We start from the raw sequence: 18,270 nt of genomic DNA on the forward strand, positions 1-18,270 counted from the left end.
GATAATAAATTTATAAAAACGAATAATGAAAACTATAGAGCTTATAAAACCTAATACATTTAATAACGAGAATCATTGGTACCCTAAAGTATTGAACGCCACAATTCATCCAATGGTAAACTTTTTTTTAAATCTTGATAAGGAGAGAATTATTGCTAGGTACTGCCATTTACACCCTAAAGTAAATGCTGATAAGCTTAGAGAAATTTTGTCGTATGAATGTAAGTACTTTTTATGGGGAGGAGCAGATTTGATCAACTCAACGTCTGCAGACGGAGATAAAAACATGGTTATAATAGAAAATAATTCATGTCCATCTGGTCAAAAATCAATGCCTTTATTAGATGATAATAAAGAAGACGGAGTATATCGCTTATTAATTGAAAGAACTTTTAAACCTATTTTAGAAAAGAAGCGAAAACTTGTTAAAGATGGTAGGTTAGCAGTACTTTACGATAAAAATTATATGGAAACGTCTGGTTATGCAGCAGTTATAGCAGATGTTTTTAATGAAGATGTCTTTTTAGTGCCTTATTATTCAAAGAAAGACAACGATCACATCAAAATAGAAAATGAAATCTTCTATGTTAAACAAGATGAAGAATGGATTCCATTACGAGGTATTTTTAGATATGTAACTCAAAAACCATGGAATAGATTTCCTATTAATAGTAAAACAAAAATTTTAAACCCGATTATTACCTGTTTAGCTGGTGGAAGAAATAAAATGGTCGCAGCCAAAGCATATGATATTTACAATACCGAGTTAGAAGAATACGGAATGAAAATAAACATACCAGATACTATTTGGGATGTAAGCAAGAATGAAATACCGTTATGGGTGAAAAAAATGGGCGGACAAGCTGTTGTAAAGATACCTTATAGTAATGCAGGACAAGGGGTTTATACGATTGTTAATGAACAAGAACTAGAAGAGTTTATGAAGTTAGAAATCGAGTATGAACGTTTTATAGTACAAAGTTTAATAGGTAATTATAATTGGAGTTCAGTTAGTACCAAAGGTAAATATTACCATGTTGGTACAATGCCAAATGCTAAAGGAGAAACGTTTGTGTCTGACATTCGCATGATGATTAGTAGTACTAAAGATGGAATAAAACCATTGTGTATGTATTCGAGAAGAGCATTGTTACCACTGGTAAACGACTTAGAAAGTAGTAAAGATTCTTGGCAAATGTTGGGAACCAATTTATCAGTTAAGTTAGGAGAAAATGAATGGACATCTGACACTAATCGTTTGTTAATAATGGATAGAAGAGATTATAACAAACTAGGTTTAGGAATAGATGATTTAATAGAAACTTTTATACAAACAGTACTTTCTACCATTGCTATCGATAAAATGTGTATTAGCTTAATAAACTCAAATAAAAAGTTTAAAAAGAAACTATTTACTTCATTAAACAACGATAGTACGCTGTTAAACGAACTATATTAAATGTATGAATATGGGACACCAAATTGAATATATTACAGAGTTCGATGTAAATCAAACTCCTAAAAACTCTATAAAAAACTATTGGTTAAAGGTTACTTCCAATGCAATGGGAATACCTACATGTATTCCTGTTATGGTTGCTAGAGGAAAAGAAGACGGTATAGTATTAGGACTTACAGCAGCGGTTCATGGAAATGAATTAAACGGAATATCAGTTATCCAGCGATTGTTTAAAGATTTAGATACAGACAATTTAAAAGGAACAATTGTAGGGATTCCAGTGGTTAATGTACCTTCATTTGTTAGGGGAACAAGAGTTTTTAGTGATGGAGTTGATATTAACAGAATAATGCCAGGAAAAGATAATGGAAATACAAGTGAGGTATATGCCAATCGTTTTTTGAATTTAGTAGTAAAGAAATTCGATTATTTATTGGACTTGCATACAGCTAGTTTTGGTAGAGTGAATTCATTTTACATTAGAAGTGATATGAATAATAAAGTTACTAAAAAACTAGCCTTATTACAAGATGCAGAAATTATAGTACATACACCTCCGTCAGATGGTACTTTAAGAGGAGCAGCTGAAGAATTAGGAATTCCGTCTATTACTATTGAAGTAGGTAATCCGCATAGTTTTCAAAAGAAAATAATTAAAAGTGGAGTAGCAGGAGTACACAATGTATTGGCATATTTAGGAATTACGGATGACGAATATGAAACCTCTAAGAGAAATACAGTAGTTTGTGAAAAATCCTATTGGTTATATACACAAGAAGGAGGCTTACTTACTGTTCATGTTGATTTAAGAGATATTGTAGAAGAAGGAGACCATATTGCTACTCTACGAGATGTATTTGGTAATAGAATTAAGAAATATTACGCTCCAGAAAGAGGAATTGTAGTAGGGAAGAGTGTAAACCCTGTAAATCAATCGGGTGGACGTATAATTCATCTAGGAATTATAAAATAAAAGACTGTTTTTTAACAGTCTTTTATTTTTAAGATTTTAACTAGCCTTTACCAATGTTTTATTCCTAAACACAATAGCTGTAATTAATAAACCGATTCCCACACCAAAACTTAAACCTTGCATTAAGTCTGATACTTTTAAATAATGAGTAAGTATTTGAGAAGCGGCAATGGTTAAAATCCCTATTGATAATAACATCAAAGATTTTTTACGATATAAATTTTTCATAGTAAAACTGTTTTATACTGTATTAGTAGAGAAACAATGTAATTTGTTACATAAAAACTCAAATAAATTTTAAAAATTAATAAAGTCTTTTTAAGAAGCTTCGTCTTTAACAAAGTTAGGCCACCTACGCATATAATTTATAAACGTATCACTTAATCCTTCATTAATTAAGTAGTCTTTTGAAACAGGTGTTTCAATGCTTTTAAAAGAGGAGTCTTTAATAACTTGTAGAGGAAAGTCATGATGTAAAATTCCAGATCGTCCGATACAAACAAAATCAATCCCAGTATTTAATATTTTAGTAACATTTTCACCACTATTAATTTTTCCAGCAACGGTTACAAGAACATTTTTGTAATCTAATTCAGTAAAATGTTCTAACAAGGTTTTATTTTGAAAATCTTTTTGTTCAGGATATTTAAAAACATCCCATAGAGAGAGATCAATAAAGTCTATTTTATTTTCTGTTACTAACCGTTTACATATTTCCTTTATTTCAAGAATATCCATACCAAATCTTTCAGGAGAAAGTCGAACCCCTATTAAAAAATCAGCACCGCAGGTACTTCTTATCTCATTAATAATCTCAAATAAAAGGCGCGATCTATTAACTAAACTTCCACCATATTGATCGGTTCTTTTGTTAATTTCACTACTTAAAAATTGAGTTAAAATATATCCGTGAGCTCCATGGACTTCAACACCATCATAACCACATTTTTTAGCTCTATTAGCTGCTTTAACAAAATTGTTTTTAAGTTCATAAATTTCATCTAATGATAATTCACGAGCATTGTGTTTTTCGTTTTTTGAAGGACAAACAGGTAGACCATCAATCAATTCTGATGGTGATCGCATACCTACGTGGTGTAATTGAATTACGGCTAAGCTACCATAAGACTTAATACTTTTTGTGAGTTTAGTATGTCCTGGAATTTGTTCGTCAGAAAAAATACCTAATTGTCCTGGGAAACCTTTACCGTTTTCTTGTACATGAGAAGCACACGTCATTACCATTCCAAATTGTCCTTCAGCTCTCATTGTTAGCCAATGAAACTCCTCATCAGAAAGTTGCCCGTTTTCAAAACTTTGTGTATTGGTCATTGGTGCAAGCATGAATTTATTTTTCATTGTGGCACCACAAGAAAATTGTAAGGGTGTATTTGAGTTGGTTTTCATGTTATGATTTATTTTTAAGAAAAAAAACTCGCGAAGAGCGAGTTTTTTATGAAGACATTGTATGCTAAAATTATTTCATTTTAGCAATAAACTCTTTATTCATTTTTACATAGTCAGCATTTCCTGCCTCCTTTGCACCTGCTAATGAAGCTTTAGCTGCTTTAACAGCACCTTTTTTATCACCAGCTTTAGCTAAGATTAAAGATTGTTGACGTAAGTACCAAAAACGAGGTTGATCTTTAGTCATATCAACTGCTTTGTTAATCCAATTTTTAGCTTTGTTAATGTCTTTTCCTTCTTGTAAGTAATACACAGCAGAAGAAAAATAATCATTGGCAGAAGGTCCACCCATTACTTGTGCAATGCTTTTTTCTACAGCCTTATCAGTAGGAGTATTAAACTTTACACCTACGTAAGCATTTTCCCATAAAATTCCTAATACAGCAGAATCGTTTGTTAAATCGTCAATAGACATTGTAAACGTTTCAATTTTCACAGGCATAGCTTCAACTTTAGCAGTAGTAGATACAGCTACTTTAGAGTCATCCCATTTTTGAGGAGTTCCCCAGTTGTTAGCATCAGAATAAAATAATACTTCCCAAGAATCTTTTCCTGGTTTAGTATATAAAGCGTACGTTCCTTTTTTTAAGGTTTTACCATCAATAGTAACATCGTCGCTAAAAGTAACTTTGGTATTTGCGTTAGCACCAGTTCTCCATACTTTTCCGTAAGGAACTAAATCTCCAAAAATAGTTCTCCCTTTCATACTTGGACGAGAATATTCAACTGATACATCTGTTAAACCTACAGTTTGCTCTAATTTAGCTGCAGGACTAGGGGCAGGGGTTTTTAATTGTGCATTGATATTTGTTGATAAAGCAACAACAAACAAGCTTAAAAGTATTTTTTTCATGTTGATTGATTTGTTTTAAATTAGTTTTGTTAAAATTACAAGGAATTCCTCGGATTAATGTTAACAAAAACTTAAAATACCGTAGTCTTGTTTTAATAGATATTTGCAATTAAAGAAAGAATGATAAGAAAAAGAATATATAGAAAAAATGGAGCTATTGGAGCTTTGTTAGATGAGTATGAAAAGTCAATAGAAGAGTTTAAGGAGGTAATTAAAGATGTTACTTCAAAAGAATTGATTCAAATAGTTGATAGTGAGACTAAAGATGAAGATTGTAAGTCAATTCAAACAATACTGACACATGTTGTTAGGGCAGGATATACCTATGTTATTGAAATAAGAAAGTGGTTAGGAGAAGATATAGTTTATAAAGAAAAAGAGCAACTAAACTCTGTTTCGGAGTATAATAAAGCATTAGATACAATGTTTGCTTATAATGAGCAACTCTTCAACGATTATCCTAATATTAAATTAGAAGAATTAGATCCAAATAAAAAGGTTCACGTAAGGTGGGGGCAGAAATATGATGTAGAACAATTATTTGAACATGCTATTGTACATATATTAAGACATAGAAGACAAGTAGAATTATTCAAAGAAAAATTAGTAGATAGAAACTTATAAAATGAAAAAATATATAGCTGAAAGTATAGGAACTTTTGCTTTAATTTTCTGTGGAACAGGGGCAATGACAGTAAATGAAGTTACCAACGGAGCAGATTTGACGCATATTGGGGTTGCAATTACTTGGGGATTGATAGTGATGGCAATGATTTATGCCTTTGGAGAAATTTCTGGAGCACATTTTAATCCTGCAGTCACAATTGCTTTTGCTTATGCTAAAAGATTTTCATGGAAAGAGGTGCCTAAATATATTATAGCTCAATTAGTAGGAGCTTTGTTGGCTAGTGTTATGCTTTGGGTATTATTTCCTACAAGTGAATTTTACGGAGCTACATTACCAACGGTAGTACCTTGGAGAGCTTTTATTTTAGAATTGTTATTAACCTTCTTTTTAATGCTTACTATTATCAATGTATCTACAGGAAGTAAAGAAGTAGGAGTAATGGCAGGTATAGCCATTGGGGGGGTAGTGTTATTAGAAGCCATGTTTGCAGGACCTATAACCAAAGCTTCTATGAATCCTGCACGTTCCATTGCACCAGCACTAGTTTCTGGTCACTTAGAGCATTTATGGTTGTATATATTAGCACCAATTATAGGAGCTTTATTAGCGGTGGTTTCATGTAAAATAGTAAAAGACGATAGTTGTTGTAATGAAAAATGTTAGTATTTTAGGTTGCGGATGGTTAGGCAAAGAATTAGGAATATATTTTACAAAGAAGGGATATAAAGTAAATGGTTCAACAACTTCTAAAGATAAACTTCAAGAATTAGAATCAGTTGCGATTGCCCCTTACGTAGTTGATATTTCAGACAAAAATATTTCATCAGAATTTTTAGATGCTGATGTTCTAATCATAGCTATTACTTCCAAAGAGGTAGAAAACTTTAAAAGGTTAATTTCTTCTATTGAGAAATCAAATACAGCTAAAGTAATTTTTATTAGCTCTACTTCGGTGTACCCTAGTTTAAATAAGGAAATGACTGAAGAAGATAAAACAATAAATTCACCACTAGTTGAGATAGAAAATCTATTTAAAAGAAACAATAATTTTCAAACAACCATAATTCGTTTTGCTGGATTATTTGGAGAAAAAAGGCAACCAGGAAATTGGTTTGCTAGTAGAAAAATTCCACATCCAAAAGGTTATGTAAATATGATACATAGAGAAGACTGCATTGCTATCATAGAACAAATTATAGAACAGAATGTTTTTGGTGAAGTTTTTAATGCCTGTGCAAACGATCACCCAACCAGAGAAGATTTCTATATAAATGCTAGAAAAATTCTAGGAAAACCTATTCCAGAATTTGACGATTCAAAACTATTAGTTTACAAAATAATTAGTAGCAAAAAACTTCAAAAAATATTGAGTTATCAGTTTAAACACAATGATTTATTAAATATTTAAAAGTATTATTAATTCTACTGATATTTCTTCTTCCTCCAGTAATTAAAACCAAAACCAAACAGTGCTAATAGCACTAATGGAATACCAATATTGATAAATTGCCAAAAACGTTTTTCAGCAAAAGCACGTTGCTTATCCAATAAGTTAATTTGAATGGTTTTATTACGCAGTTGAATCAATCCAGAATCATCTAATAAATAGTCAATAGCATTGATTAAAAATTCTTTATTTCCAAACTGTTCTCCTGTCCATTTATCTAAGGACAAATCGTGTGGTTTTCCTTTTAAAATCTGATTTCTGCCGACATCACCATCAGCAATTACAATCATTTTATTGTTTGTGCTCTCAGCTTTAAAATCAGGAGTGTCAAAAGGTTTTATTCTGTTTTTATATGCTGAAGGAATAGCTCCTTCCAATAACACAGCTAATAATTGTGGACCTGAAGCAAACTCATTTTCTTTAGGTTCTTTCGCAATACTTTGTAACTCAATAAAATTAGGCGTTCCAGTTTTTTTAGTGAGTACAGAAGTCACTAATAACGGAGTCTTTTTTAAGTTTCCTTTTAAAGTATCTATTTGAGTAGCAAAACGAAAACGAACAGGTGCTACATTTTTAGTAATCGGATGGCTCGGATTTCCATTAACTAATGGATGATAAAACCAGTTTAAGTGTTGGAACTGTGTTTGGTTTCCTACATTTCCTGTAGCTAATGGAATTTTAGCCGAGTACAAATCTTGAATTAGTTTATTATTTACACGAACTTGATAGCCAAACAATAAATCAGTTAAATTCAAATCACGAGGAAAAGCTAACATTTTTCCTTCATTGTACAAACTATCAGTATCCGCATAGTTATTATCTAGCAGCCATAAACTTTTACCACCGTTTGCTATAAACTGATCAACGGTAAATTTTTCTTCCTCAGTAAAACGTTCAGTAGGTTTTGCTATAATTGCTAAATCGTAGTTACGTAAATCTTTCAAGGTTTTTTGCGGATTGCTAGCTACACTATCTAATGTAAATTTGGCTAAACGGTATTTTTTACCAACTTCACTTAACAAACTATATTGATAAATATCTTGAAGCTCACCATTACCAGCTAATACCGCTATTTTCTGCCTTTCTTTTAAAGTAACATTATGCAATGCATTAGCAAAAGAATACTCTAATTTTTCAACAGCATTTTGTAGCTGTGCCTCTTGCGTTTTAGCAATAGAGTTAGGAAGTAAAGAAATTAACTCTACTTTTTTACCATAAGTAATTTCTGCCCAAGGAAAAATAATAGCTTCAGATAACTTTCCATCTTCTTCTACAGTTAACTGGCTAGGCATCATTCCTCTTTTTACCAAACGTTCACGAATATTATCAGGATTGATAAATCTGAAGCGGATGTTAGAGTTTTTTGCTTGTAATTCCTCTAAAAACTGGCGTGTTTCTATTTGTAAACGCTTAAATTCCGCAGGAAAATCACCTTCTAAGAATACATGAATCGTTAGTGGGGTATCAATTTTATCAATAAGATTCTCACTCACTTCCGATAAGGTATATCGTTTATCTTGTGTTAAATCAAAACGTTTGTATATAGAGTTAGCCACATAGTTAAGAACTAACAGTCCAATAAGAGCTAATGCGATGTGTTGTAATTTCTTATTCATTTTTTAACTGTTGTTTAGTGATGAATAAAAAGAAGAACGTAACACTGATAAAGTAGATTAAATCACGAGTATCTACTACACCACGACTAATACTTTTAAAGTGTTCGTTAATACCAAATTGTTGTAAGGCATATCCTGAGTTTCCTAAAGAAGATCCGACAGCATCAAACCCGTAGAATAAAGCAAAAGTGATAAATACACTTACAATAAATGCTACAATCTGGTTATTTGAAAGGGTAGAAGTAAATAATCCTACAGCAGTATAGGTTGAAGCTAAAAATAACAACCCTAAATACGAACCAATTGTACTACCTACATCTAAATTTCCAATAGGGCTTCCTAATTGATACACAGTATAAGCATAAGTTAACGTAGGTAATAATGCTATAATAACGAGTAAAAGTGCAGCAAAAAATTTGCCCAGCACAATTTGCCAATCGGTAAGAGGTTTGGTTTTTAAAATTTCAATGGTTCCACTATTAAACTCATCTGCAAAACTTTTCATTGTTATGGCAGGAATCAGGAATAAAAACAACCATGGAGCTAAATAAAAAAAGCTATTTAAATCGGCAAACCCTGCATTTAAAATATTGAAATTATCTTTAAATACCCATAAAAATAAGCCATTTACAAGTAAAAACACTCCAATAACCAAATAGGCAATGGGAGAGGCAAAAAATGAGTTAAATTCTTTTTTTAGTAGTGGTAGCATAAAATACTATTGTTCGTTTTTAAGAAGTCCAAAAATAACATTATTCTCGAAGTCGTTATCTTTTTTATTGGGACGTAATTTAAAGTTAAACCTTTTTAACAAATTTATAGAATCTTTATTGTGTTTATGAGTATAAGCTTCAATTTCATTCAAGTTAAGTGAACTAAAACCAAATTGAATAACTTCTTTTAAAGCTTCACTCATAAAACCTTTTCCGTGAGCGTCAGGATGTAATTCATAGCCAATTTCGGCATAAGAAAAATTGTCATTAAAATGACGTAAACCAATAGAACCTATAACCTCGTTGTTGTTTTCAATAACCCAGTAAATACCTTCGTTTTTAAGTACTAATTCATCAATTAGTTTTATAAAATCTTCCACATCAGAAATATCACTAGGAATCTTTCTATCAATAAATTTATTGACTACTGAATTCGATCGAATTTTAAAAACAGCCTCTTTATCATTATCAACAAGTTTTCTTAGTACAAGCCGAGGTGTATATAAAACAGGAAAAGGACTGAATAAACTCATTAAGTTAACGATTCAACTTTATCTACACTCCAAGCAAGAGGCTTGTCATTAAATAAAACTTTGGTTTGTGACCAAACACCTTTAAATAATTCAGAATTTCTGTAGTTTTCTAAATCTTGCTCAGTATCCCAATAGCTATAAGTAAAAAATATATTCGGATTTGTTTTGTCTCTATATAACTCTAATAAACGACAACCAGGTGAATTTCGTATAAACTCTTTTTTTGAATTAAAGTTGTTTAAAAACTCTTCAATTTTTTCTGGCTGAAAGCTCATTTTTACAATTCGTACAAACATAAATTTAATTTATAGGTGTAAATTCTGGTTTAATAGGGTTTTCAAATTCAATGGTAATGGTATCACGGTATTCTAAACCTAGTAGGGTAGAAGCTCCACCAACCGTTTCTAAATTACTTCGGTAAATAGCAATTTCTAAAAAACCTGCAGAATTAAAAATAGCTAACTTTTCACCATCGTATTGTCTTTTGTCAGTAACCGAAAAATCAACAATTTCATTATATCGGTTGTAAATTTTAGAAAAGGTATAGCGTCTTGCTGTTACTTTGTAATCACGACCTTTTCCAATAGTATTAAATTGTTTTTTACTAATGTTTGTAATTACATTTCCGTAATTATCAATGTAAATAACACCACCCGAAATAATGGTTTGCTGTTCGTTTACCTTAGGTTTAATCTCAACAATCTTTTTATAAGTCTCAATCTCTCTACCAATAACATTTAAGCTACCACCACGAGCAATATGAGAAGCTACTTGCACAAAAACATCCAGTACAGGAAAACTACTTTCAATACGATCGTGAATATTAATTTCAACAATTTTAGTTGGATTAATTTCAGAAGCAATCATAGAAATTAATCCATTGTCAGGACAAATAAAATAATGATTGTCCAACTCTAAAGCAATATGCTTATTGTCCACACTTAACTCGGAGTCTACACCAATTACATGAATCGTTTTATCAGGAAAACTTTTATAAGCATTCTTTAAAATATAAGCAGTTTCAGTAATGTTGAAAGGAGAAATTTCATGCGTAATATCAACAATCTTTGCATCAGGCAACTCAGAATAAATAGCCCCTTTTACAGCACCTACAAAGTGGTCTTTCGTTCCAAAATCAGTAGTTAATGTAATAAGAGACATTAATTTAGGTGTTTGTTAATTAATTTGTGAAAAATTATGCTGAAATTTTAAACAAAACTACGTAATTCAAGAAAAATAATCATTATTTTTAGTGTGAATAATATTAAAACTTTTATCATTTGAACGAACGCGTAATTGAATTAACAGAAATCAACCCAAACGATTTTTTTGGAGCTCAAAACAGCACTATTACTCAGTTAAAAACATTCTTTCCTAAAATAAAAATAGTAGCTAGAGGAAATAAACTTAAGATTTTTGGTGAACCTGAATTATTAAATGAATTTGAAAAGCGATTAGAAATGCTTATCAAATACTTTAATAGGTATAATAAGCTAGATGAAAATAGTATTGAGCGTATTTTAACATCAACAGGTAAGGAAGAAGAAATACGAAAGTCAGGTAAAGCAAAAGATGTATTAGTTCATGGTGTTAGTGGTAGGTTAATTAAAGCGCAAACGGATAACCAACGTAAAATGGTTGAGTTAATGCAAAAGAATGATATGTTATTTGCAGTAGGACCTGCAGGTACAGGAAAAACATATACGGCAGTTGCCTTGGCTGTAAAAGCATTAAAAGAAAAAGAGGTAAGACGAATTATTTTAACAAGACCTGCGGTAGAATCGGGCGAAAATTTAGGGTTTCTTCCAGGAGATTTAAAGGAAAAACTAGATCCATATATGCAACCTTTGTATGATGCACTTCGTGATATGATTCCTCATGAAAAACTCGAATCGCATTTAGAGAAAGGAGTGATACAAATAGCACCATTAGCGTTTATGCGTGGTCGTACCTTAGACAACGCTTTTGTAATTTTAGATGAAGCACAAAACACAACCCATAACCAAATGAAAATGTTTTTAACGCGTATGGGAATGCACGCAAAATTTATCATTACAGGAGATCCAGGTCAGATAGATTTACCAAGAAGACAAGTTTCTGGATTAAAAGAATCGTTATTGGCTTTGAAGGATATTGAAGGAATTGCTCAAGTGTATTTAGACGATAAAGATGTAATCCGTCATCGATTAGTTAAAAGAATTATTTCAGCTTATAAAAGTATAGAAACGGAGTAGTTTTTAGTTGTCAGTATTTAGTGATTAGTTTACATTTGCGGGCAACAACACAACAACATACAATGAATACAATTAACGAAACAAACTTCCAGTTTCAAGGACAAAAAGAAGTTTATAAAGGAAAAGTAAGAGAAGTTTATAATATCAATGATGAGTTGTTGGTAATGATTGCTTCTGATAGACTTTCCGCTTTCGATGTAATTTTACCGCGTCAAATACCTTTTAAAGGACAAATTTTAAACCAAATTGCTACAAAAATGATGAACGATACAGTTGATATTGTTCCGAATTGGTTATTAGCAAATCCAGATGAAAACGTAGCAGTAGGTCATTTATGTGAACCTTTTAAAGTAGAAATGGTTATCCGTGGATATTTATCGGGGCATGCAGCTCGTGAATATGCAGCAGGAAAAAGAACACTTTGTGGGGTAGCAATGCCAGAAGGAATGAAAGAAAATGATAAGTTCCCAGAGCCAATTATTACACCATCTACCAAAGCAGATAATGGAGAGCATGATGAAGACATTTCTCGTGAAGACATTTTAGCTAAAGGAATTGTATCAGAAGAAGATTATTTAGTCTTAGAAGACTATACTAGAAAACTGTTTAAAAGAGGTACCGAGTTAGCAGCTAAAAGAGGGTTGATTTTAGTAGATACTAAATATGAATTCGGAAAAACTAAAGACGGTAAAATTGTATTGATTGATGAAATCCATACACCAGATTCTTCTCGTTATTTCTATGCTGACGGATATGCAGAACGTCAAGAAAAAGGAGAAAAGCAAAAACAATTATCAAAAGAATTTGTACGTCAATGGTTAATTGAAAATGGTTTTCAAGGAAAAGAAGGACAAGAAATTCCTGAAATGTCTGATGAAAAAGTTATTGAAATCTCAAATAGATATATTGAGCTATACGAGCAAATAACAGGAGAGAATTTTATAAAGGCAAATACCGAAAATGTACTCGAGAGAATAGAGAAAAACGTAAGGACGTTTTTAGAAAATAAATAGAAAAAGAGAGGCATATGCCTCTCTTTTTATTTAAAATTATCTTAAAAGGACTTCATTAACAAACAGGCATTTATATTTTTTGTAACTTACACGAGACAAACAAAAATTAGCCAAAATGCCAAATTATACATTAAAAATTAACGGAAAGTCGGTGTCCTTTAAGGCAGATGCTGATACACCATTGTTGTGGGTTTTACGAGATGAACTCAATATGGTAGGAACTAAATTCGGTTGTGGAATAGCACAATGCGGAGCCTGTACTGTTCATGTAGATGGAACAGCAATGAGAAGTTGTCAATTACAAGTTTCTATGTTGGATGGTGAAGAAATAACAACCATAGAAGGGTTATCAACCGAAGGAGATCATCCATTACAAGAAGCCTGGAAAGAAGTAGACGTTCCACAATGTGGATATTGTCAAGCAGGTCAAATTATGACAGCTGCTTCCTTTTTAAAAGAAAATCCAAATCCTTCAAAAGAAGAGATAAGAGAAGCAATGCAAGGTAATATTTGTCGTTGTGCTGCATACAATAGAATAGAAAAGGCAGTTGCATTAGCTGCAGATAAAATGTCTTAAAAACTTTCAATCATGAGTACACAAGAAAAAAACTTCACGTTTAGCAGAAGAAACTTTTTAAGAACTTCTACATTAGCTAGTGGTGGTATTATGATTGGATTTAATCTATTTACTGCCTGTAAACCTAATGTAAAACCATCTGTAGATGTTGAAAATCTAAATTTTAATGATTTTAACGCATTCATAAAAATATCCGATGAAGGTTATGTAACTATTTACTCTCCCAATCCAGAAATTGGACAAGGAGTAAAAACATCAATGCCAATGATTATTGCTGAAGAATTAGATGTTGAATGGGACAAAGTACATGTAGTCCAAGCTCCGTTAGATACAAAAAATTATACCCGTCAATTAGCTGGAGGAAGTCAATCTATTCGTTTGGGTTGGACAGCATTAAGACAAACAGGGGCTACAACTAAACAAATGTTAATAAATGCAGCAGCAGTAAAATGGGGTGTTGATGCAGCTACTTGTTCTGCATCAAAAGGTGTAATTACCAATGCAAATGGTGATAAATTAGGCTATGGAGAAGTGGTTAAAGAAGCAGCAATATTAGAAGTTCCAGAAAATGTAACATTAAAGAAACCTTCAGAATTTTCTATCATAGGTAAAGATGCTATAAATGTTGATGTAGAAAAAATAGTAACAGGAAAACCGTTATTTGGCTTAGATTATAAGGAAGAAGGAATGTTATATGCTTCAGTAGTAAGACCTCCGGCTTTCGGACAAGAACTTGAATCGTATGATGCTACAGAAGCAAAAAAAATATCTGGAGTAGTAGATGTTGTTACAATAGGAGAAAAAGCAAGAAATTTTATTGAGTCAGGAAAAATTAATTGGACATTCAAGTTAACAAAAACAGATAAAGTAGTTGTGTTAGCTGAAAATACTTGGGCAGCAATTAAAGGGGCAAAAGTAATTAAAGCAGTGTGGAAAGATGGCTCTAAGTTAGAAGACACAAAATTTCATGATGAAAGGCTAATAAACTTGTTAGAATCTAATGATTTAGATGTAAGAAGAGAAGATGGAGATGTAAAAAAAGCTTTTAAAGAAGCAGATAAAGTAATTGAACGTACTTATCACTCACCTTTTTTACCTCATAATTGTATGGAGCCGATGAACTTTTTTGCTAATGTAACTCCAGAAAAAGTACATCTAGTAGGACCAACACAAACGCCAGAGTTTGTAGCAAGAGTTGCTGCCGAAATGATAGGACGTGACGTAGAACAAGTTCATGTGGAAATGACAAGAATGGGAGGTGGTTTTGGAAGAAGACTATATGGTGATTTTGTATATGAAGCACTAGAAATATCTGATAAAGCTAAAAAACCAGTAAAAATGGTTTCAACAAGAGAAGAAGATGTGACGAGTGGAACATTCAGGCCAGCAATCAAATATAGAATAGCAGCGTCAATTAAAGATGGAAAAGTAACAGGATATCATTTAAAAGAAGCAGCGATTAATGATAATATGTATGGATTGGTTCCACATTTCTTTCCAGCAGGATGTATTCCAAACTATAAAGTATCAACAGGAAATTATAAAAGTAATATTAGCACAGGAGCTTGGAGAGCACCATATACCAACTTTTTAGGATATGCAGAACAATGCTTTTTTGATGAATTAGCACAAGAGCTAGAAGTTGATCCAGTACAATTGCGTTTAGATTTACTAGAAAATGTAAAAGAAACGAAAGACGAAAAAATTCAGTACTCAGGAAAAAGAATGCAAGATGCAATTAGATTGGCTGCAGAAAAAGGAAACTGGGGTAAAGCAAAAGAAGGAGTTTATCAAGGTTTTTCAGCTTATTACAGTCATAATACCCACGTAGCAGAAGTAGCTGAAGTAGAGTTAAAGGATGGGGTACCAGTGGTAACAAAAGTAGTTGCAGCAGTCGATTGTGGTATCGTTGTAAATCCAACAGGAGCTAAAAATCAAGTAGTAGGAGGAGTAATTGATGGTATTGGACATGCTATGTATGGTAATTTAACTTTTAATGAAGGAAAACCATCAAGTAGAAATTTTGATAACTATCGATTAATAAGAATAAATGAAACCCCTAAGGTTGAAGTACATTTTGTAGAAAATGAAATAGCACCAACAGGCTTAGGAGAACCAGGTTTACCACCTGCAGGAGGAGCAGTAGCAAATGCAATTCATAAAGCATTAGGAAAAAGATTATATAAACAACCATTTATAGAAGAGCTAAAATCAAACATTTTATCCTAAAAACTGAAGAACTTTATAGGTTTAATAAAGTAGTGTTTTTATTATTTATTGAAAATGAAACAGTAGGTAATTTTTGAAAATCTGTTAAAAAGCACTACTTTCGCATCCTATAAAAATCAAAAATAACAATGGTTAAAGATTTATTTGAAAGAATTAAAGGAGATAAAGGACCTTTAGGAAAATGGGCAGATAAAGCAGAAGGATATTATGTGTTTCCTAAATTAGAAGGACCAATTTCTAACCGTATGTCTTTCAATGGAAAAAAAGTAATAACTTGGAGTATTAATGACTACTTAGGATTAGCAAACCATCCAGAAGTTTTAAAAGTAGATGGAGAATCTGCTGCTACAGACGGTATGGCGTACCCTATGGGAGCTCGTATGATGTCAGGTCACACAAAATACCATGAACAATTAGAGCAGGAGTGTGCCGAATTTGTTGGGAAAGAAGCAGCTTATTTAGTAAACTTCGGATACCAAGGAATGGTATCAGCAATTGATGCTTTAGTAGGAAAAGACGATATCATAGTATATGACATGGATACACATGCATGTATTATTGATGGAGTTCGCTTACATGCGGGAAAACGTTTTGTTTATCGTCACAATGATATAGAAAGTTGTGAGAAAAACTTGAAGCGTGCCACCAAAATGGCAGAAAAAACAGGAGGTGGAATTTTGTTAGTTTCTGAAGGGGTATTCGGTATGCGAGGTGAACAAGGACGTTTAGCAGAAATAGTAGCCTTAAAAGAAAAATATAACTTCCGTTTATTAGTAGATGATGCACACGGGTTTGGAACTTTAGGAGAAGGAGGAAGAGGAACAGGATTTGAACAGGGAGTACAAGACGGAATAGATGTATACTTTGCGACGTTCGCAAAATCTATGGCAGGAATTGGAGCATTCTTTGCAGGAGATAAAGATGTAGTTCAATACTTACAATATAATATGCGATCTCAAATGTTTGCAAAATCTTTACCAATGCCAATGGTAAAAGGTGCTTTAAAACGTTTGGATATGATTCGTACTATGCCAGAACTTAAAGAAAACCTTTGGAAAATAACCAATGCATTACAATCAGGTTTACGAGAAGCAGGTTTTGATTTAGGAACAACACAAACGTGTATTACACCAGTATACTTAAAAGGAGAAATTCCAGAAGCCATGGCAATGGTGAATGATTTAAGAGAAAATCATGGAGTATTCTGTTCAATTGTAGTATACCCAGTAATACCTAAAGGATTAATAATACTAAGGTTAATTCCAACAGCACGTCATACAATTGAAGACGTAAATGAAACAATTGAAGCATTTTCTGCAATCCGCGAAAAATTAGAGAACGGAACTTATAAGCAAGTAGCAGCTTCAATTATGGCAGAATAATAAGAGAATGTAAAAAAATAAATAAAAACTCATGAAATACTTCATGAGTTTTTTTGTTTTAAAAGAGAAATGATACATTTGAAATCCTTTTGCTTATCAAAAATCAAATGAAAAAATTACTATATATATACTTATTATTATTTGTAACAGCTTTAAGTGCACAAATTAAAGATACATTACCAAACTTTAATGACGAATATATCTTGATAAGGGAAGGAGATAGTTTAATGATAGAGCTAAATGAAGTAACAGTACTTCCAAAACATAAGTTTAAAGAAAAAAAAGATATCTTATATTATTATTGGCTTCGTAAAAAAGTATTCAAAGCATATCCCTACGCAATTTTGGCGGCAAAAAGAGTAGATAGTGTAAACTCTCGTCTAGCTAGAGTTAAATCAAAAAGTAAAAAAAGAAAATACATAAAAAGAATTCAGAAGTATTTAGAAGAAGAGTTAACAGCACCTTTAAAGAAATTAACAAGAACTGAAGGAAGAATTCTTTTAAAGTTAATCCACCGTCAAACAGGAAAAACAGCTTTTGATAATGTAAAAGAATTAAGAAGTGGTTGGAAAGCTTTTTGGTATAATACCACAGCAAATTTATTTAAGTTATCATTAAAGTCAGAGTACAAACCAGAAACGGAGAATGAAGATTATTTAGTAGAAGATATATTACAGCGTGCTTATATAGATGAAAAGTTAGAGTATCAAGAACCAAAACTACGTAAGAACTATTTGGTAATTGTATCAAAAAGTAGAGGATATGTTGACGTATCAGAGTATAAAGAGATGTTTGCAAAGATGCGAAAGAAGCGAAAACGTAAGAAAAAGTAAACAAATTAGGATTTAGAGACCTCTTTAAGTTTGATGATTAAGTAGTATAAAAGGGTAAACCTTTTCCATATTAGAAGGAGTATAATAGTCATAAATATAATAAACAAAGGAAGGAGAGAGGTATGGTGTAAAAAACTTTTGTGTGTAACTAATTAGGATATAGTGTATTAAAAAATAGTTTAAAAAAAAGGTTATAAAAGTACTTGTTGAATGGAAAAAGGTATCTATATTTGCACCCGCAAACGGATAAGCGGTAAGCTAGGAAGTTAGTGTGAGTTCATTAAAATAGGGTTTAAGATATTTAAAGAAAAGG

19 protein-coding genes are annotated in these 18,270 nt (G+C 32.0%); 11 read left to right on the forward strand and 8 right to left on the reverse strand.

Annotated features, from left to right (window positions below; translation table 11 throughout):
• Positions 1 to 25: 25 nt before the first annotated feature.
• Complete coding sequence (locus VBY68_RS11935; RefSeq protein ID WP_099216647.1) at positions 26 to 1,459, forward strand: ATP-grasp domain-containing protein; 1,434 nt, start codon at positions 26 to 28, stop codon at positions 1,457 to 1,459.
• A gap of 10 nt (positions 1,460 to 1,469) precedes the next feature.
• A complete protein-coding gene (locus tag VBY68_RS11940) occupies positions 1,470 to 2,432 on the forward strand; it encodes a succinylglutamate desuccinylase/aspartoacylase family protein (protein WP_099216648.1) in 963 nt (320 codons plus the stop codon).
• A 36-nt stretch (positions 2,433 to 2,468) separates the two neighbouring features.
• Here VBY68_RS11940 and VBY68_RS11945 read toward each other — a convergent pair whose 3' ends face one another.
• The 3 genes from VBY68_RS11945 to VBY68_RS11955 all read right to left on the reverse strand — a co-directional run bounded on the left by VBY68_RS11945 (position 2,469) and on the right by VBY68_RS11955 (position 4,752).
• On the reverse strand, positions 2,469 to 2,630 hold the full coding sequence (locus VBY68_RS11945; RefSeq protein WP_164723432.1) for a hypothetical protein: 162 nt from the start codon (positions 2,628 to 2,630) through the stop codon (positions 2,469 to 2,471).
• A 120-nt stretch (positions 2,631 to 2,750) separates the two neighbouring features.
• Positions 2,751 to 3,839, reverse strand: coding sequence for an NADH:flavin oxidoreductase (locus VBY68_RS11950; RefSeq protein ID WP_415269861.1), 1,089 nt, complete (start codon positions 3,837 to 3,839; stop codon positions 2,751 to 2,753).
• Positions 3,840 to 3,909: 70 nt separating this feature from the next.
• Entirely contained in the window at positions 3,910 to 4,752 is an 843-nt protein-coding gene (locus VBY68_RS11955; RefSeq protein ID WP_121147350.1) for a DUF2911 domain-containing protein, read from the reverse strand.
• A 120-nt stretch (positions 4,753 to 4,872) separates the two neighbouring features.
• Between VBY68_RS11955 and VBY68_RS11960 the strand changes: the two genes are divergently transcribed.
• Genes VBY68_RS11960 through VBY68_RS11970 form a run of 3 tightly spaced genes read left to right on the forward strand, consistent with a single transcriptional unit; the run spans position 4,873 to position 6,788 of the window.
• On the forward strand, positions 4,873 to 5,376 hold the full coding sequence (locus VBY68_RS11960) for a hypothetical protein (protein ID WP_099216652.1): 504 nt from the start codon (positions 4,873 to 4,875) through the stop codon (positions 5,374 to 5,376).
• 1 nt (position 5,377) lies between these two features.
• Positions 5,378 to 6,043 (forward strand): MIP family channel protein, encoded by a 666-nt coding sequence (locus tag VBY68_RS11965; RefSeq protein ID WP_415269862.1) that lies wholly within the window; start codon positions 5,378 to 5,380, stop codon positions 6,041 to 6,043.
• Positions 6,030 to 6,788: a Rossmann-fold NAD(P)-binding domain-containing protein gene (locus VBY68_RS11970; protein WP_415269863.1), complete on the forward strand. Its 759-nt coding sequence runs from the start codon at positions 6,030 to 6,032 to the stop codon at positions 6,786 to 6,788. Before VBY68_RS11965 ends, VBY68_RS11970 begins: the two co-directional genes overlap by 14 nt.
• Positions 6,789 to 6,802: 14 nt before the next feature.
• Here the strand turns inward: VBY68_RS11970 and gldG are convergent, their stop codons facing one another.
• From gldG to VBY68_RS11995, 5 genes are read right to left on the reverse strand one after another with little or no spacing between them, the layout of a single operon-like run.
• Positions 6,803 to 8,443 carry a gliding motility-associated ABC transporter substrate-binding protein GldG gene (gene gldG / locus VBY68_RS11975; RefSeq protein WP_415269864.1) on the reverse strand — a complete coding sequence of 547 codons (1,641 nt, stop codon included), beginning with the start codon at positions 8,441 to 8,443 and terminating at the stop codon, positions 6,803 to 6,805.
• Positions 8,436 to 9,155, reverse strand: a complete 720-nt coding sequence (gene gldF, locus VBY68_RS11980; protein WP_273695014.1) for a gliding motility-associated ABC transporter permease subunit GldF — start codon at positions 9,153 to 9,155, stop codon at positions 8,436 to 8,438. The genes gldG and gldF overlap by 8 nt, the downstream gene beginning before the upstream one ends.
• 6 nt (positions 9,156 to 9,161) lie before the next feature.
• On the reverse strand, positions 9,162 to 9,689 hold the full coding sequence (locus VBY68_RS11985) for a GNAT family N-acetyltransferase (RefSeq protein ID WP_415269865.1): 528 nt from the start codon (positions 9,687 to 9,689) through the stop codon (positions 9,162 to 9,164).
• A complete protein-coding gene (locus tag VBY68_RS11990; protein WP_121147343.1) occupies positions 9,689 to 9,985 on the reverse strand; it encodes a putative quinol monooxygenase in 297 nt (98 codons plus the stop codon). Before VBY68_RS11990 ends, VBY68_RS11985 begins: the two co-directional genes overlap by 1 nt.
• 4 nt (positions 9,986 to 9,989) lie before the next feature.
• Positions 9,990 to 10,850 (reverse strand): SAM hydrolase/SAM-dependent halogenase family protein, encoded by an 861-nt coding sequence (locus VBY68_RS11995; protein WP_099216659.1) that lies wholly within the window; start codon positions 10,848 to 10,850, stop codon positions 9,990 to 9,992.
• 119 nt (positions 10,851 to 10,969) lie between these two features.
• Between VBY68_RS11995 and VBY68_RS12000 the strand changes: the two genes are divergently transcribed.
• From VBY68_RS12000 to VBY68_RS12025, 6 genes are all read left to right on the forward strand, one after another.
• Positions 10,970 to 11,923, forward strand: coding sequence for a PhoH family protein (locus tag VBY68_RS12000; RefSeq protein ID WP_099216660.1), 954 nt, complete (start codon positions 10,970 to 10,972; stop codon positions 11,921 to 11,923).
• A gap of 62 nt (positions 11,924 to 11,985) precedes the next feature.
• Positions 11,986 to 12,936, forward strand: a complete 951-nt coding sequence (locus VBY68_RS12005; RefSeq protein WP_273695015.1) for a phosphoribosylaminoimidazolesuccinocarboxamide synthase — start codon at positions 11,986 to 11,988, stop codon at positions 12,934 to 12,936.
• A gap of 115 nt (positions 12,937 to 13,051) precedes the next feature.
• On the forward strand, positions 13,052 to 13,513 hold the full coding sequence (locus VBY68_RS12010) for a (2Fe-2S)-binding protein (RefSeq protein WP_415269866.1): 462 nt from the start codon (positions 13,052 to 13,054) through the stop codon (positions 13,511 to 13,513).
• A 12-nt stretch (positions 13,514 to 13,525) separates the two neighbouring features.
• Positions 13,526 to 15,742 carry a xanthine dehydrogenase family protein molybdopterin-binding subunit gene (locus VBY68_RS12015; protein ID WP_415269867.1) on the forward strand — a complete coding sequence of 739 codons (2,217 nt, stop codon included), beginning with the start codon at positions 13,526 to 13,528 and terminating at the stop codon, positions 15,740 to 15,742.
• A 128-nt stretch (positions 15,743 to 15,870) separates the two neighbouring features.
• On the forward strand, positions 15,871 to 17,124 hold the full coding sequence (locus VBY68_RS12020) for an aminotransferase class I/II-fold pyridoxal phosphate-dependent enzyme (RefSeq protein ID WP_099216665.1): 1,254 nt from the start codon (positions 15,871 to 15,873) through the stop codon (positions 17,122 to 17,124).
• A 107-nt stretch (positions 17,125 to 17,231) separates the two neighbouring features.
• Positions 17,232 to 17,957, forward strand: a complete 726-nt coding sequence (locus tag VBY68_RS12025) for a DUF4294 domain-containing protein (RefSeq protein ID WP_415269868.1) — start codon at positions 17,232 to 17,234, stop codon at positions 17,955 to 17,957.
• Positions 17,958 to 18,270 lie beyond the last annotated feature (313 nt).

Source organism: Tenacibaculum ascidiaceicola (genome assembly GCF_047470925.1).
GTDB lineage: Bacteria > Bacteroidota > Bacteroidia > Flavobacteriales > Flavobacteriaceae > Polaribacter > Polaribacter discolor.